This is a genomic window from Mycobacterium sp., from assembly GCF_040509115.1.
Taxonomy (GTDB): Bacteria; Actinomycetota; Actinomycetes; order Mycobacteriales; family Mycobacteriaceae; genus Mycobacterium.
On the sequence record NZ_JBEVLO010000516.1, the window covers coordinates 1 to 14,343 of the forward strand.

The window sequence follows — 14,343 nt, forward strand, 5'->3', positions numbered from 1 at the left end:
TGAACTTCCGAGGGCAACACATCTGTTACTTCCAGCGTCGCGGCATCGACTACTCGCAGTCCAAGGGGCTCGGTGGGCGATGGCATGTATGCAGGCACCATCACCGGTGCGGCCACCACGAATCGGTTGTCACCAGGCAGCATTGCGATGCCTTCCGAGCCGGGCAGGTCGACACGTCCCGTCATCGTCCGGTTCTTCACGTCTATCACCGCAGCGAAATTGGACTCCTTGGCCGCCACGAAGATCTCCGAAACATCCGAGTTGGCCGTGAACCAATGCGGCCCAGTTGCGCCGACAGATACGTGATCGACGACAGCACGGGTTGCGGCGTCTATGACCAGCACTCCGCCAGCACCACCGTCACGACCCTCCACGGTAGTGAATATCAGGTCGCCGTTCGAATCCCAGAACACGTCGTGCGGTCCGTGAAACGGACTGATGTCAATGAGGTCCACCAGCTGGTGAGTGTCGGCGTCGATCACGCTGAGCTTCGAGACACGCCCAGCGTTGCCGAAATACCACCCGGAAAGATAGGTGTGGGTGGCATAAATCAAACGTCGCGATGGGTCGAAGGCAAGCTCGTGCGGCTCGAAATCAAGGCTCAACGTGTCAACCGGATTGCCGGTCTCAAGATCGAGAAATACTACGGCACAAGCGTGTTGGCAGGCGACCGCCAGAATGTCGTTACTTGTCTTGGTCACGCATTCAACATAAGCGGCAGAACGTCGACATGGCCACGTCCACCTCGACAAGGAATCATTGCACCGTATGCAAGACTCGTGGCTTTCATGGCCGCACTCACGAGCGCCCCACCCACGAGACGGCGCTTGCGCCAAGCCCATTTCGATCAAGAGGGACTGCCCCCGGTTCGGTGACTCTGCCCTGAGGGTTGAGTTCTCGCTGGACGGAGCCACTTTCGTGCCGAAGGCATCTCCTGCCGCGGTACGCACGGCGTGAGCCAGGTCAGCCAAGTGCGGCGAGGAGATTCTTGAGGTCGGTTCGCTGCTCTGGGCTCAGCGGTGCCAGGACGTGCTGTTCTGCCTCGCGCACGCCCGGGTCGATGCGTTTGAGCAGATCGACTCCCGCGCGCGTCAGTTGTGCAGGAAGCGAACGCCCGGAGGACACACTCGCGGGTCGGGTGACCAACCCGCGCTCCTGCAGCCCCCGCACGACCATGTTCATCGCTTGCGGTGAGACGTTCACGTCGCGCGCCAGATCGGCGTTGGACCGGCCAGGTGACTTCGCCAGGATCCGCATGCAGACGTATTGGGGGAACGTCAGGCCCGCGGGTTCCAGCGCGATGGTGGTCACCTCGGCGCGAAGTGCCGTGGCCAACCGAGTCAGCAGATAGCCCAGTGGGGCATCGGCGTCAGGCATGTCAACCATATTGACACATATCAATTTTGTTGATACACCGGATGGCATGACTCGTCCGACAGACCACATGTTCGACTCCGCCTACCGCGGCGAGGCACACGAGATCGGCCTCGGCACCAGACCACCGTGGAGCATCGGAGAACCGCAGCCGGAGATCGCCGCACTCATCGATGCCGGCAAGTTCCACGGCGACGTGCTCGATGCCGGTTGCGGCGAGGCCGCGACAGCGCTGGCGCTCGCGGAGCGGGGCGTAACGACCGTCGGGCTGGACCAATCGGCATCGGCCATCGCGCTGGCGCGAGCCGAGGCCGAGCGCCGCGGTCTGACCAACGCGACCTTCGAGGTCGCCGACATCAGCGACTTCACCGGTTATGACGGTCGCTTCGGCACCATCGTGGACTCGACCCTCTTCCACTCGATGCCGGTCGAGCTTCGCGACGGATACCAGCAGTCGATCATCCGCGCCGCCGCCCCGGGGGCGTCCTACTTCGTGCTGGTCTTCGACAAGGCGTCGATGCCCGACGATGGCCCTGCCAACCCCGTCACCGAGCAGGAGTTGCGCAACGTGGTGTCGAAGTATTGGGCGATCGATGACGTCAGGCCGGCGCGCATCCACGCCAACGTCGGCCAACGCATCGCAGACTTCAAGGAATTCGCGGGCGACGACTTCCGCGACGAGGGCGACGGGCGCGTGTCGGTCGGCGGCTGGCTGCTGTCCGCGCACCTGGCCTAGCGCTCCGCCGCGACCCGTCCGCGCCTCCAATCCAGCCATTTGGCAGGATTGGGGGCGCAGTCCGTTGGGGAACACCCCGGACGGCAACTCGCGTGCAGAGCCGAAGGAGTCAGATGGCGGACACAGTCCTGGCCGACCCAGCCGGCAAACCGGGATATGCGCGCGTCCTGCTGAAGCTGGGTGGCGAGATGTTCGGCGGCGGCCAGGTTGGCCTCGACCCCGACGTGGTCGCGCTGGTCGCCCGCCAGATCGCCGAGGTGGTTCGCGGCGGCGTTCAGGTCGCCGTCGTCATCGGTGGTGGCAACTTCTTCCGCGGCGCCCAGCTCCAGCAACGCGGCATGGAGCGCACCCGTTCCGACTACATGGGCATGCTCGGCACCGTGATGAACAGCCTTGCGCTGCAAGACTTCCTGGAGAAGGAAGGGATCGACACCCGCGTGCAGACCGCCATCACCATGGGCCAGGTCGCCGAACCGTACATTCCGCTGCGGGCACGCAGGCACCTTGAGAAGGGCCGCGTCGTAATCTTCGGGGCAGGCATGGGGCTGCCGTACTTCTCCACCGACACCACCGCCGCGCAGCGTGCCCTCGAGATCGGCGCCGAAGTGGTCCTGATGGCCAAGGCCGTCGACGGCGTGTTCACCGACGATCCTCGGAAGAACCCGGACGCCGAGCTGCTCACCGCCATCACGCATCGTGAGGTGATCGACCGCGGCCTGCAGGTCGCCGACGCCACGGCGTTCAGCCTCTGCATGGACAACCGCATGCCGATCCTGGTGTTCAACCTGCTTACCGACGGAAATATCGCCCGCGCGGTCGCAGGTGAGAAGATCGGAACACTGGTCACCACCACGTGAGGGTGGGGGACCGGGCGAGCGACAGCGACGGGAGATGATCCAGTGATCGACGAGACCCTCTTCGATGCCGAGGAGAAGATGGAGAAGGCGGTTTCGGTGGCACGCGACGACCTGTCGTCCATCCGCACCGGTCGTGCCAATCCCGGCATGTTCAACCGCGTGAAGGTCGAGTACTACGGATCGCTGACCCCCATCACACAGCTCTCGAGCATCAACGTGCCAGAGGCTCGACTCGTCGTCATCAAGCCGTATGAAGCCAATCAGCTGCGCAGCATCGAAGACGCGATCCGCAACTCGGACCTCGGCGTCAACCCAAGCAATGACGGCAACGTCATCCGCATCTCGATTCCGCAGCTGACCGAGGAGCGTCGCCGCGAACTCGTCAAGCAGGCCAAGTCCAAGGGCGAGGACGCCAAGGTGACGGTCCGCAACATCCGCCGCAAGGCGATGGAGGAGCTGGCCCGGATCAAGAAGGACGGCGAGGCCGGCGAGGACGAGGTCGGGCGCGCAGAGAAGGACCTCGACAAGAGCACTCAGACCTACACCGGCCAGGTCGACGAGCTCGTCAAGCACAAAGAAGGCGAGCTGCTGGAGGTCTAGGTCGTCCACGACCAGACATCCAGCGACGGCATCTCTGTGGAACACACCGATACGGCTCCGGCCAGCGGGGCGGAGGCCCCCGAGCCGGAGAAGGCCAAGAAGCAGGGGCGGGCAGGGCGAAACCTTCCCGCCGCCATCGCGGTCGGTGCGTTCCTCGGGTTCGGTGTCATCGCCATCCTGGTGTTCGCCCCTCTGGGCTGGGTTCCGGTCGTCGCGGTCGCGATGGCCGTAGCCACGCACGAGGTGGTGCGCCGGCTGCGCACGGCGGGCTACTCGGTACCGGTCATCCCGTTGTTGGTCGGTGGTCAGGCCATCGTCTGGCTGACGTGGCCGTTTGGCGCCGCAGGCGCGTTCGGCGCGTTCGGCGGCACCGTCGTGGTGTGCATGATCTGGCGCCTGTTGTCGGGTGGTCTGAAGGAGGCGCCGCAGAACTACCTTCGGGACGTGACGGCGACGGTCTTCCTCGCCGCGTGGATTCCACTGTTCGGCGCGTTCGGCGCGTTGCTCGTCTACCCGGACGACGGCCGCTGGCGGGTCCTGTGCCTGATGCTGGGCGTGGTGTTCTCCGACATCGGCGGGTACGCCGCGGGCGTCCTGTTCGGCAAGCATCCAATGGTGCCTGCGATCAGCCCCAAGAAGTCCTGGGAGGGCTTCACCGGTTCATTGATCTTCGGCACGGCTGCGTCGGTGCTCGCGGTGGCGTTCCTCCTCGACAAGCCAGCCTGGGTGGGCATCCCGCTCGGTCTGATGTTGGTCATCACGGGAACGCTCGGCGATCTCATCGAATCTCAGGTCAAGCGCGACTTGGGCATCAAGGACATGGGCACACTGCTACCTGGGCACGGCGGCCTGATGGACCGCCTCGACTCGGTGCTGCCCTCGGCCGTCGCCACCTGGATCGTCCTGACGCTTCTCGCCTGACCGTCGCGCGGGTTTGGCGTTCTTGGAGCCCGCGCTTCGCGCATTCAGCCAGCACGCCAGCGCGCCGAGGACCAGGCCAACGCCCACCCCGACGTCGATGCGCTGGCCCAGAAGGAGCCACGACATCACGCCTGCGACTGCGGGGATGACGCAGAACAGCATCGAAACCGCTGCCGCCCCATGGTTGTTGATCGCCCGAACGTAGAGCGACAGGGCCAGCGTGGCGTTGAACAGGACGACGCCCGTCACGGCGACCACCGCCTTGACGGGGTCGTGCACGGCGAACGGCGTGACGAGTGCGAGGACGAGAGCAGGAACGAACGCGACGGCATTCTGCACGGCGCTCGTTGCGCGAAAGTCGACGTCGGCGCAGAAGCGCTGCTGGTACACGCCGCCGGCGGCCAGGCCGAGTAAGGCCACCAGAATCAGCAGGACCGCCGGGTCGACACCCTTCTCAGCCAGGAGACGGCTCGCGCACGCCGCAAACGCGGCCGCGACACCGACGACGAGCGCGAGGACGCGCATCAGTCCGAGTCCCTCGCGCAGGAACGCCGCACCGAGCAGGGCGGTGACGACGGGATTCATCGCGATGAGCACCGCGCAGAGCACGGCGGGCGCACCCATCTGCATGGCGACGTACAGGGGGAGGAACTGACCCGCCTGCATCAGCACTCCGACGACCGCCACGTGGCCCAGCTTGCGTCCCGTCGGCCACGGCACGCGCGACAACTTCGCCCACGCCGCGATGATCACCGCGGCAAACGCGAATCGAAACACCAGGACCGCCATCGGGGTCATCGAGCTGACCGCCAGGACGCCAAGGGGGTACCCCATGGCGAAGGTGAACGTCACGCTGGTCGCAGTGGTCAGCGGCATGCGGCGGAAGGTCACTGCCCCATGGTGGTCCAGCGCCCTGGGGCGGGTCCAACGAATTTCGACGATCGCAATTGATCGCATTATCTGATCGATCGCCGTATGCCCAGCTCGCGACGGCCAACGGCGACGATTTTTGATCGCCATTACTGATCGGAGTAGTTTGACGGGCATGGCCCAAGTCCTCGACATCGCCCCGCTGCGCAGCGTGGTCGCCGTCGCCGACTGCGGCGGATTTCACCGCGCCGCCGCTGTCCTGCACCTCACTCAGTCCGCCGTCAGCCAGCACGTCCGCCGGGTCGAGGCGGTCGTCGGCGGCCCCGTCGTCGAGAAGTCAGGGCGGGGCGTCGCGTTCACCGAGCTCGGACACCGGGTGCTGGCGCACGCGCGGACCATCCTCTCCGCACACGACGCGGCGCTCGACGATCTCGGCGCCGCCGAGGAACGGGTCCTGGTCGTCGGTGCCACCGAGCACGGGGCCGACGTCATGCTGCCCGGCCTGACCGAGGCGCTGGGGGAGCGACTGCCCGACTGGCGGCTGCGGTTCCGGCTGGACCGCAACGTGACGCTCGCCGACGCCATCGACCACGGTGTCGTCGACCTTGCCGTCATGCTCGACGGGTCCAGACTGGACCCGGCCAATGCCTCGGGAATGGTTGCGCTGAAGTGGATTTCAGCCCGGACGTTCTCTGTGCCCGCTCGTGAGCCGCTGCCGGTGGTGATGTTCTCCGAACCGTGCACGCTGCGCGAGCCCGCGTTCGCCGCACTCGACCGCACGGGGGTGCCGTATCGCATCGCCGCCGAGAGCTCGGATCTCTCCGGGCTGCTCGCCGCCGTCCGGTCCGGCCTCGGGGTGGCATTGCTTCCGATGATCGGACGGTTACCCGACGGGTTGTGCCTCGCGGAGGGACTGCCGCCGAGCAGCCGCGCATCGGTATTCGTGCGGGGCCGTTCCGGCGTCGACGCCGCCGCCTTGGCGGCCGTCGAGACGGCGGTCCGCGACGTTCTGAGTGAAGAGGCCCGATAATGAACACGACCATGAAGATTCCCCTGGTGTTCGACGCGCCGCGCACGGCGAAGCCGCCGCGGCACTTCGCCGACCTCGACGACGACGCCCGCGCAGCGGCGGTCGCCGAACTCGGCCTTCCCGCGTTCCGCGGCAAGCAGCTGGCGAATCAGTACTACGGCAGGCTCATCGCCGACCCACGACGAATGACCGACCTGCCTGCCGCCATGCGCGAACAGGTCGCCGACGCGCTGTTCCCGCAACTCCTCGACGTCGTGCGGTCGATCGAATGCGACGGCGCCGACACGCGAAAGACGTTGTGGCGTGCGGTCGATGGCACCACCTTCGAGTCGGTGCTGATGCGCTACCCGCAGCGCAACACGGTCTGCATCTCGTCACAGGCGGGGTGCGGGATGGCGTGCCCGTTCTGCGCCACCGGCCAGGGCGGTCTCACCAGGAACCTGTCCACCGCGGAGATCCTCGAGCAGGTTCGCGCGGCAGGTGTCACCATGCGCGACGAACACGACAATCGCCTCTCCAACATCGTCTTCATGGGCATGGGGGAGCCGCTGGCCAACTACAACCGGGTTCTCGCCGCCGTGCGCCGCATCATCGCGCCCGCACCCCACGGCTTCGGCATCTCGGCGCGGTCGGTCACGGTGTCGACCGTCGGCCTGGCACCCGCGATCCGCAAATTGGCCGACGAACGCCTCGGCGTGACGCTGGCGCTATCCCTGCACGCCCCCGACGACGAGTTGCGCGACACCCTGGTACCGGTGAACAACCGCTGGAACGTGGGCGAAGCCCTCGACGCCGCAAGGTATTACGCCGACGTCACCGGTCGGCGGGTGTCCATCGAGTACGCCCTGATCCGGGACGTCAACGATCAGCCATGGCGAGCCGACCTGCTCGGCAAGAAGCTGCATGGCGCACTCGGCCCACTGGTGCACGTGAACGTCATCCCGCTCAACCCGACGCCGGGCAGCAAGTGGGACGCGAGCCCCAAACCCGCTGAGCGCGAATTCGTCAGACGGGTCAAGGAACGGGGCGTGTCCTGCACGGTGCGCGACACCCGCGGCCGTGAAATCGCCGCGGCCTGCGGTCAACTCGCCGCCGAGGGCTGATCGGCGCGATCGACGTTCCGCAGGCCACTTGACTCTTCCTGCAGAATTCAGGGCGCGACGCCGAGCGTCATCGCGGTTGATCCTTCGTCAGATGTAGGAGCCAGCCGTTCCCGGTGTCGATGAGGGCGTACCGCACGACCCCCCGCTCACCATGCAGTTCGAAGACGAACCGACGATCGTTGCGGTCGACGAGCTGCCACCAACCGTGATCGGCGATGCTCTTGTGCTCGTCGGTGTAGGTCGCGTGATCGAGGTCGTGATCGTCGACCGCGACCGCGAGCCTGTCGTGTCGGACGTCGGTTGGCAGGCCTCTCGGTACCGCCCACGACCGCAGAACGCCGCTCTCCTCGAGCCGAAGGTCGAAGTGCGGTCGGGGCTTTCGGTGATCGTGCAGTACGAAGACCGGCGGTGCTCCCACGCCTCGTATTGTGCCCGTCGCGTCGCCGATCTGGAAACGCTCCACGTGCGGCAGGGGCGGCGGTCTGAACCGTCGGGCTCTAGCGCTTCCAGCCTCGGCGGCGCAGCCACCAGTCACGGAAGACGATGACGAGAATGCCGATGGCGAACAAAATGAGGAAGATGTCCTCGACGTGGCCGACGTGGTTGCCCCTGAGCATGCACAGAATGAAGATCGCCGAGAGGATGCCGCCGATCTGAATCGCCCGGTGATTCTGCTTCGACCAACCCCAGTTCGCGGACGGCACGTCCTCGACGTCAACGCCTGTGTGTCGTTCGACCTCGGTGTTCGCCACAGCTGCTCCTCAGGGATGCCAGTCAACTGCAGGCCATTCTGACATACGACGCCCTGTCGTATTCAGCCGTGTCGCCACGGGAGACCGCTCATCGGATCGCGTCGTACCGGCGCAGCGCTTCCTGACGTTCCGCGGCATGATCCACGATTGGCTCCGGGTAGTCGTCGCCGCCGAACTCGGGAACCCACCGCCTCACATAGACCCCGTCGGGATCGAACTTCTTGCCCTGTGTCGTCGGGTTGAACACGCGAAAGTAGGGCGCGGCGTCGGTGCCGCAGCCCGCAGCCCACTGCCAACCGTGCTGATTGCTGGCCATGTCACCGTCGGTGAGCTGGTCGAGGAACCACCGGGCGCCCCACTGCCACGGCAGGTGTAGATCCTTGACCAGGAACGATGCGGTGATCATCCGGACGCGGTTGTGCATGTATCCGGTTTCGGCCAGCTGCCGCATGCCGGCGTCGACGATGGGGAAGCCCGTCCGCCCGGCCTTCCACGCCTCGAAGCGGTTCTTGGCGGCGGCGTCCTCGTCGACCTCGATTCGATCGAAGGCCTTGTTCCAGTTCCACCACGTGCTGTCCGGCCAGGCGTGCACCACGGCGCCGTAGAAGTCGCGGAAGGCCAACTCGCGAAGGTACGCCTGGGCGCCCGGGCCGCCGCCCAGGTCGGCGGCCATGGTTCGGGGGTGAATGGTGCCGAATTTGAGATGTGCGGACATCCTGCTGGTGCCGTCGTGATCGGGACGGTTCCGCTCATCGGAGTAGTCGGAGACAGCCGAGCCGACGAACTTCTTCCACTCCTTGCGTGCGGCCTTCTCGCCAGCGGGGTGATCGAGTTCGGCAACGCCGTCGGGAATGTCGCCGTCGGGAATGTCGCCGCCGGGAATGTCACCGGGAATGTCGCCGCCGACGTCGGCGGGGGCGATCCAGTGCGCGGTCTTGGGGCCGGTGCGCGCCGGGGCCCGCCACCCATGCTGCTTCCACGCCGCGTAAAAGGGGGTGAACACCTTGTACGGGGTGCCGTCGTCCTTGGTGACGCGGCCAGGTGACACCAGGTAGGGCGAACCGGACTCCTCGAGCGGGACGTCGCCGAGCGCCGCGCGTACCGCTTCGTCACGACGACGTCCAAATGGCAGGAACTCGGCCGATACGTGCACCGACGTCGCGCCGATCTTGTTGGCCAGCGCCGGGATTCGCGTTTCCGGTCGCCCATGGGTGATCAGAAGACGCCCATCGAGGCCATCGCGCAACTCACGCAGCGAGTCGTACAGGTACTGGAGCCGTCGCGGCCCCGACGACGCCATCAAACGCGGATCGAGTACGTAGCAGGCCAGCACCTCGCCGTCGCCGCGAGCGGCGTCGAGCATCGGTGGCAGATCGTGCAGACGTAGGTCTCGACGGAACCACAGCAGTGTGGGCATGCCCTGATTCTTGCCCGCATTCGGCCGCGGGAAAACGCGAAGGGAAGTGGCGCCGGACGTGTGCCGCCCGCGCCACGGCGGCCCGGTCGCCGCGAAACTGCGGCCATCCGCTGCGACAATCCCAGGATGACGCAACCGGAGGACTACCCGCGCGACATGGTCGGCTACGGGCCTCGACCGCCGGATCCGCGGTGGCCAGGCGGCGCCCGCATCGCTCTGCAGTTCGTGCTGAACTACGAGGAGGGCGGCGAGAACAACGTGCTCCACGGGGACGAGGCTTCGGAGACCTTCCTGTCGGAAGTCGTTGGCGCCAGCGCGTTTCCGAACCGCCACATGAGCATCGAATCGCTCTACGAATACGGCGCCCGCGCCGGGCTCTGGAGGGTCCTGCGGCTGTTCGACGAGCATCGACTGCCGTTGACGATCTTCGGCGTCGCCACCGCGCTGGCACGCAATCCCGAGGCGGTGGCCGCGTTCCTGTCCCGCGGCGACGAGATCGCCTGCCACGGTCTGAAATGGCGCAGCTACCAGCTCGTCGACCCCGACACCGAGCGCAGGGAATTGGCCGAGGCCGTCCGCATCATGACCGAGTTGACCGGCGAGGCCCCGCTGGGCTGGTACACCGGCAGGGATTCGCCGAACACCCGTGACCTGGTCGTCGAACACGGCGGATTCCTCTACGACTCCGATTCCTACGCCGACGACCTGCCGTATTGGACCAAGGTCGCGGGCACCGATCATCTCGTCGTGCCGTACACGCTGGACACCAACGACATGAAGTTCGTGTCGACGAGCGGGTTTCCCAGCGGAGCCGACTTCTTCACCTATCTGCGGGACGCCTTCGACGTGTTGTACGCCGAAGGGGTGGCAGGGGCGCCGAAGATGCTGTCCGTCGGGTTGCACTGCAGGCTCGTCGGCCGGCCCGCGCGGTTGGCATCCCTGGCGCGCTTCCTCGACCACGTGCGGTCCCACGACGACGTCTGGGTGGCGCGTCGGGTCGACATCGCCAGGCACTGGGTGCAGAACTTCCCGCCGTAGGGCATGGTCACGCTTTGTTAGCCTTTTCGCCGTGCGTGCCTTCGCGATGGTCGAATGGCCGATGGTCCAGTGGTTGATGGTCGTCGTGTCGATCCTCGCGTTCGTCGCGGCGCCACCCGCCCTCGCGGCCGGTCCACTCGACGGCGCGGTGATCGTCATCGATCCCGGCCACGGCGGCGGCAACGGCGCGGAGCTGAGTCGTCAGGTGCCCAATGGACGCGGCGGCACCAAGGACTGTGGGACGACGGGGACCATGACCGACGCAGGCTTGCCGGAGCACGTGTTCACCTGGGACGTCGCCAACCTGCTCGGCGCCCAGCTGCGCCAGCTCGGCGCCACCGTCGTGATGACTCGCACCGACGATGCGGGCTCGGCGCCGTGCGTCGACGCGCGCGCGGCGTTCGCCAACGATCAGCATCCGGCCGCCATCATCAGCATCCACGCCGACGGCGGGCCGGCGTCGGGGCACGGGTTCCACGTCAACTACTCCTCGCCCCCGCTGAACGCCGCGCAGGGCGAGCCGTCGATCCGGCTCGCGACGGACATGCGGAATGCGTTGGTGGCCTCCGGGGTCGCAGAGTCCACCTATCTGGGGACCGATGGCATGTACGGCCGGTCCGATCTGGCGGGGCTCAACCTCGCCGAGTATCCCGCGGTGCTCGTCGAACTGGGGAACATGCGCAACAGCGACGATGCCGCCAGGATGACCAGTGACCAGGGGCGGGCGGACTACGCTGCGGCCCTGGTCAACGGTACCGTCGCCTATCTGGGCGGCTAGCGGGCATGCCAACCCACGCGGCGTCGGCGACGAAACGCCGAGGACCGTTGACGGCGCTGCTCGCGGGCGTCGCGCTGGCCGTCGCGATCGGGATCGTCGTGATCGTGAGCACCAGCGGCGCCAGACCAGACGAGCTGGTCGAGGGGAAGGCGACGACGTCGGCGACGAGGCCGCCGCCATCGAGTCCGCGCGCTTCGCCGCCGTCGAGTCCGCTGGGTCCGCCACCTCCCATCCCGATGGCCACGTCTGCCGCGCCGCCCGACGGAGCCCTGCAATCCGCCTTCGAGACCCTGCGCGGTCAGACGGCGGGAGCGATCGGCGTCGTGATCCTTCCCATCGGGTCGGCCGCGCCCGTCGTGCTGGGCGACTGGTCCGACGGCGCCGCATGGTCCACCAGCAAGGTGCCGCTGTCCATCGCAGCGCTACGCGCCGATCCGACGGTTGCCGGTTCGGTGGCCTCGGCGATCACGGCATCGGACAACGCGGCGGCCGAAGCCCTCTGGTCGAGTCTCGGAGATCCCACGACGGCTGCGAGCAAGGTCGAGGCGGTCCTGCGTGAGGCCGGCGACCCGACCACCGTCCAGACCGAGCGGGTGGCGGGCCCGCAGTTCAGCGCCTTCGGACAGACCCGGTGGGCGCTCGATCATCAGGCGGGGTTCATGGCGTGGCTGGCCTGTCACACGGGCGACCAGGCCGTTGCGCAGGTGTGGGACCTGATGGATCGGATCTCGTCGGACCAGCGCTGGGGCCTCGGCGGCATTCCGAGCACCCGGTTCAAGGGGGGCTGGGGACCATCGGCTGCCGGTTACCTCGTTCGCCAACTCGGCGTCATCGACCAGGGCGGACGGCTGACGGCGGTCGCCATCGCGTCGGACGGCAACTCGTTCGGCTCTGGCATCGGCGACCTCAACGCCATCGCGGGCTTCCTGAACCAGCATCTGGCCGAGTTGCCAACGGGCAGCTGCACTCCGGTGTGACCCGCGTCCCCGTGGACGCAGCCGATCCGTCAGCCGTAGGTGAACGAGAACGCCTGCAGGCCCTTGCTCAGGCTGACCTCGACGTGACCCGCGCCAGCTCCGTTGCTGGACTCGTCGGCCACTATCTGGCGCATGTTGGGCGGCCCGCTGACCGGTATCACCTCGGTCGCGCCGTCCCTGGTGACGGTGACGTTACCCGTCCCGCCGACCACCAGATATACGTTGCGGGCGTGATAGTTCAGTGCGATGGTGGCGCCGTCGTCAACCGCGGTGGCGCCCTGGTAATCCAGCGCCCACCGGCCCCGCAACGCAAACGAGTCGTCGGCGAGTTGAGCGGGGAACTCGAAGGTGGCCTCACTCTGGTCGTACACGCCCCGACCGCCGTAGTTGACGACTTTGCCGACACCGAAGTACGTCTCGGGTGTGGTCGGTGACGTCGGAGTCGTATCCGCACCGCCCGTCGCAGGGGGGAGGTCGACACCGGGGTTGGCATCCGAAAGGAGTTGACGGATCAGGTCTTCGGTGACGTCGTAGTCGCCTTCACCGAACTTGATGTGTCGCACCGTGCCGTCGGCGTCGATGAGGTACTCGGCGGGCCAGTACCGGTTGCGGTAGTTGGTCCACGTGGCCAGATTGTTGTCGAGGGCGATGGGATAGTCGACCTTCAGGTCGGCTGCGCCGCTGGCCACGTTGGTGTCGATCTTCTCGAATCCGTACTCGGGGGAGTGCACCCCGATGACCTCGAGTCCCTTGTCCTTGTAGGCGTCGTACCAGCTGACGACGTGCGGGATGGCGCGTTGGCAGTTGATGCAGGAATATGCCCAGAAGTCGATCAAAACGACCTTGCCGCGCAACGCCTTCAGGTCGATCGGCGCACCTTCGGGGGTGTTGAGCCATGTGGTGATGCCCTTGAGGTCCGGTGCGGTGCCGCAACTTTCGAGTTCCGGTGCGCCGTTGGTGCAGTTCGACAGCTGCGCGTTCTGGTCGTTGACCAGGCCGCCGAGGTTCAACTTCTCGAGCTGTTCCTCGCCGCCGACCTTCTCCTGCAGCCCGCTGGTGTAGTCCGGGATGGCGCGCTGCAGCACGGCGGGCAGGTTGAACACCAGCGCGACGGCCAGCAGGATGGTCACCACGCCCGCGACGACCCGGATCTGGCGCTGGCGCCCGCGGAACGCGGCGACCCGCTCCGCCACGCGGCGGCCTGCGAGCGCGAAGAACAGCAGCGGCAGCGCCGCGCCGACGGCGAAGGACAGCGTCAACCCGATGATCGGCCACCCGATGGTGCCCGTGGCGCCGGCCACCACGATCGCGGCGAGCACCGGCCCCGCGCACGGCACGTAGAGGACGCCGAGCGCCAATCCCAAGCCGAAGCCACTGTTGCCGGTGCCGAACTGCTTCTGCGGAAGCTTGGCGAACGGCTTCTCCAGCAGCGCCTCGAACTGCGGGAAGATCAGGCCGAGGCCGATGGCCACCAACGCGACGAGCGCCACCCAGCGCACGGCGTCCTGCGGGAGGTGCAGCAGCGACAGCAACGCCGAGCCCGCCAGCGTGACGAGGCTGAAGCTGAGCACCAGGCCCGCGATCACCAGGTACGGCCGCAGCGTCTGCGACCTGGTCGGCGGCGCCTTGGTGGCAACGCCGCCCCCGCCCTCGGCCACCGCGTTCTCGCCGTCTCTGACGCTCTGGGTGCCGGAGAAGAAGATGACCGGCAGCACCGGCAGGATGCACGGTGAGATCCCCGTGATGAGTCCACCGAGGAAGCCGATCGCAATCAGTGTGAACATGTTCTCTATTCGTTGCCGGCAGCCGGGCGGATCGGATGACTCACCATGAGAAATATTACGCGTCAAGGAGTTTCGTCGTCACAACGCCGTAGGACATGACAACGCG

16 protein-coding genes are annotated in these 14,343 nt (G+C 66.8%); 9 read left to right on the forward strand and 7 right to left on the reverse strand.

Annotation, left to right across the window (positions count from 1 at the left end; genetic code table 11):
* Together ABW137_RS34890 and ABW137_RS34895 are read right to left on the reverse strand one after the other, a co-directional pair.
* On the reverse strand, positions 1 to 701 hold a 701-nt coding region (locus tag ABW137_RS34890), incomplete at its 3' end, for a YncE family protein (RefSeq protein ID WP_526407378.1).
* A 262-nt stretch (positions 702 to 963) separates the two neighbouring features.
* Positions 964 to 1,386, reverse strand: coding sequence for a MarR family winged helix-turn-helix transcriptional regulator (locus ABW137_RS34895; protein ID WP_526407380.1), 423 nt, complete (start codon positions 1,384 to 1,386; stop codon positions 964 to 966).
* Between the two features lie 37 nt (positions 1,387 to 1,423).
* Here ABW137_RS34895 and ABW137_RS34900 point away from each other — a divergent pair, with 37 nt between their 5' ends.
* The 4 genes from ABW137_RS34900 (at position 1,424) to ABW137_RS34915 (ending at position 4,488) form a co-directional block, all read left to right on the forward strand.
* Positions 1,424 to 2,110: a class I SAM-dependent methyltransferase gene (locus ABW137_RS34900; RefSeq protein WP_526407382.1), complete on the forward strand. Its 687-nt coding sequence runs from the start codon at positions 1,424 to 1,426 to the stop codon at positions 2,108 to 2,110.
* A gap of 113 nt (positions 2,111 to 2,223) precedes the next feature.
* Positions 2,224 to 2,967, forward strand: coding sequence for a UMP kinase (gene pyrH, locus ABW137_RS34905; RefSeq protein WP_526407384.1), 744 nt, complete (start codon positions 2,224 to 2,226; stop codon positions 2,965 to 2,967).
* Between the two features lie 42 nt (positions 2,968 to 3,009).
* Positions 3,010 to 3,567 carry a ribosome recycling factor gene (gene frr / locus ABW137_RS34910; RefSeq protein ID WP_526407386.1) on the forward strand — a complete coding sequence of 186 codons (558 nt, stop codon included), beginning with the start codon at positions 3,010 to 3,012 and terminating at the stop codon, positions 3,565 to 3,567.
* Positions 3,568 to 3,603: 36 nt separating this feature from the next.
* Positions 3,604 to 4,488, forward strand: a complete 885-nt coding sequence (locus ABW137_RS34915; RefSeq protein WP_526407388.1) for a phosphatidate cytidylyltransferase — start codon at positions 3,604 to 3,606, stop codon at positions 4,486 to 4,488.
* Here the strand turns inward: ABW137_RS34915 and ABW137_RS34920 are convergent.
* Positions 4,399 to 5,364 (reverse strand): EamA family transporter, encoded by a 966-nt coding sequence (locus tag ABW137_RS34920; RefSeq protein ID WP_526407405.1) that lies wholly within the window; start codon positions 5,362 to 5,364, stop codon positions 4,399 to 4,401. The two genes, ABW137_RS34915 and ABW137_RS34920, sit on opposite strands and share 90 nt — an antisense overlap.
* 169 nt (positions 5,365 to 5,533) lie before the next feature.
* Between ABW137_RS34920 and ABW137_RS34925 the strand changes: the two genes are divergently transcribed.
* Entirely contained in the window at positions 5,534 to 6,388 is an 855-nt protein-coding gene (locus ABW137_RS34925; protein ID WP_526407390.1) for a LysR family transcriptional regulator, read from the forward strand.
* Between the two features lie 11 nt (positions 6,389 to 6,399).
* Positions 6,400 to 7,491, forward strand: coding sequence for a dual-specificity RNA methyltransferase RlmN (rlmN, locus tag ABW137_RS34930; RefSeq protein ID WP_526407392.1), 1,092 nt, complete (start codon positions 6,400 to 6,402; stop codon positions 7,489 to 7,491).
* 67 nt (positions 7,492 to 7,558) lie between these two features.
* Here the strand turns inward: rlmN and ABW137_RS34935 are convergent, their stop codons facing one another.
* From ABW137_RS34935 to ABW137_RS34945, 3 genes are all read right to left on the reverse strand, one after another.
* Positions 7,559 to 7,909: a DNA polymerase ligase N-terminal domain-containing protein gene (locus tag ABW137_RS34935; protein WP_526407394.1), complete on the reverse strand. Its 351-nt coding sequence runs from the start codon at positions 7,907 to 7,909 to the stop codon at positions 7,559 to 7,561.
* A gap of 79 nt (positions 7,910 to 7,988) precedes the next feature.
* Positions 7,989 to 8,243, reverse strand: a complete 255-nt coding sequence (locus ABW137_RS34940; protein ID WP_526407395.1) for a DUF2631 domain-containing protein — start codon at positions 8,241 to 8,243, stop codon at positions 7,989 to 7,991.
* Between the two features lie 88 nt (positions 8,244 to 8,331).
* Complete coding sequence (locus tag ABW137_RS34945) at positions 8,332 to 9,660, reverse strand: cryptochrome/photolyase family protein (protein ID WP_526407397.1); 1,329 nt, start codon at positions 9,658 to 9,660, stop codon at positions 8,332 to 8,334.
* Between the two features lie 126 nt (positions 9,661 to 9,786).
* Here ABW137_RS34945 and puuE point away from each other — a divergent pair, with 126 nt between their 5' ends.
* From puuE to ABW137_RS34960, 3 genes are read left to right on the forward strand one after another with little or no spacing between them, the layout of a single operon-like run.
* The gene (gene puuE, locus ABW137_RS34950; protein ID WP_526407399.1) at positions 9,787 to 10,698 is read left to right on the forward strand and encodes an allantoinase PuuE; all 912 of its coding nucleotides are present in this window, start codon (positions 9,787 to 9,789) and stop codon (positions 10,696 to 10,698) included.
* A 46-nt stretch (positions 10,699 to 10,744) separates the two neighbouring features.
* Positions 10,745 to 11,476 (forward strand): Rv3717 family N-acetylmuramoyl-L-alanine amidase, encoded by a 732-nt coding sequence (locus ABW137_RS34955; RefSeq protein ID WP_526407407.1) that lies wholly within the window; start codon positions 10,745 to 10,747, stop codon positions 11,474 to 11,476.
* Positions 11,477 to 11,481: 5 nt separating this feature from the next.
* Positions 11,482 to 12,453 carry a hypothetical protein gene (locus ABW137_RS34960; RefSeq protein ID WP_526407401.1) on the forward strand — a complete coding sequence of 324 codons (972 nt, stop codon included), beginning with the start codon at positions 11,482 to 11,484 and terminating at the stop codon, positions 12,451 to 12,453.
* A gap of 29 nt (positions 12,454 to 12,482) precedes the next feature.
* On the opposite strand, the gene ABW137_RS34965 is transcribed toward ABW137_RS34960, so the two are convergent.
* Positions 12,483 to 14,237 carry a cytochrome c biogenesis protein DipZ gene (locus ABW137_RS34965; protein WP_526407403.1) on the reverse strand — a complete coding sequence of 585 codons (1,755 nt, stop codon included), beginning with the start codon at positions 14,235 to 14,237 and terminating at the stop codon, positions 12,483 to 12,485.
* Positions 14,238 to 14,343: the final 106 nt, after the last annotated feature.

Bases quoted from the DNA above. Each gene is read 5' to 3' on its own strand.
- ABW137_RS34895 (WP_526407380.1), bottom strand. From the start codon at position 1,386: ATGGTTGACATGCCTGACGCCGATGCCCCACTGGGCTATCTGCTGACT.
- ABW137_RS34900 (WP_526407382.1), top strand. From the start codon at position 1,424: ATGACTCGTCCGACAGACCACATGTTCGACTCCGCCTACCGCGGCGAG.
- pyrH (WP_526407384.1), top strand. From the start codon at position 2,224: ATGGCGGACACAGTCCTGGCCGACCCAGCCGGCAAACCGGGATATGCG.
- ABW137_RS34920 (WP_526407405.1), bottom strand. From the start codon at position 5,364: ATGCCGCTGACCACTGCGACCAGCGTGACGTTCACCTTCGCCATGGGG.
- ABW137_RS34925 (WP_526407390.1), top strand. From the start codon at position 5,534: ATGGCCCAAGTCCTCGACATCGCCCCGCTGCGCAGCGTGGTCGCCGTC.
- rlmN (WP_526407392.1), top strand. From the start codon at position 6,400: ATGAAGATTCCCCTGGTGTTCGACGCGCCGCGCACGGCGAAGCCGCCG.
- ABW137_RS34945 (WP_526407397.1), bottom strand. From the start codon at position 9,660: ATGCCCACACTGCTGTGGTTCCGTCGAGACCTACGTCTGCACGATCTG.
- puuE (WP_526407399.1), top strand. From the start codon at position 9,787: ATGACGCAACCGGAGGACTACCCGCGCGACATGGTCGGCTACGGGCCT.
- ABW137_RS34955 (WP_526407407.1), top strand. From the start codon at position 10,745: ATGGTCGAATGGCCGATGGTCCAGTGGTTGATGGTCGTCGTGTCGATC.
- ABW137_RS34960 (WP_526407401.1), top strand. From the start codon at position 11,482: ATGCCAACCCACGCGGCGTCGGCGACGAAACGCCGAGGACCGTTGACG.
- ABW137_RS34965 (WP_526407403.1), bottom strand. From the start codon at position 14,237: ATGTTCACACTGATTGCGATCGGCTTCCTCGGTGGACTCATCACGGGG.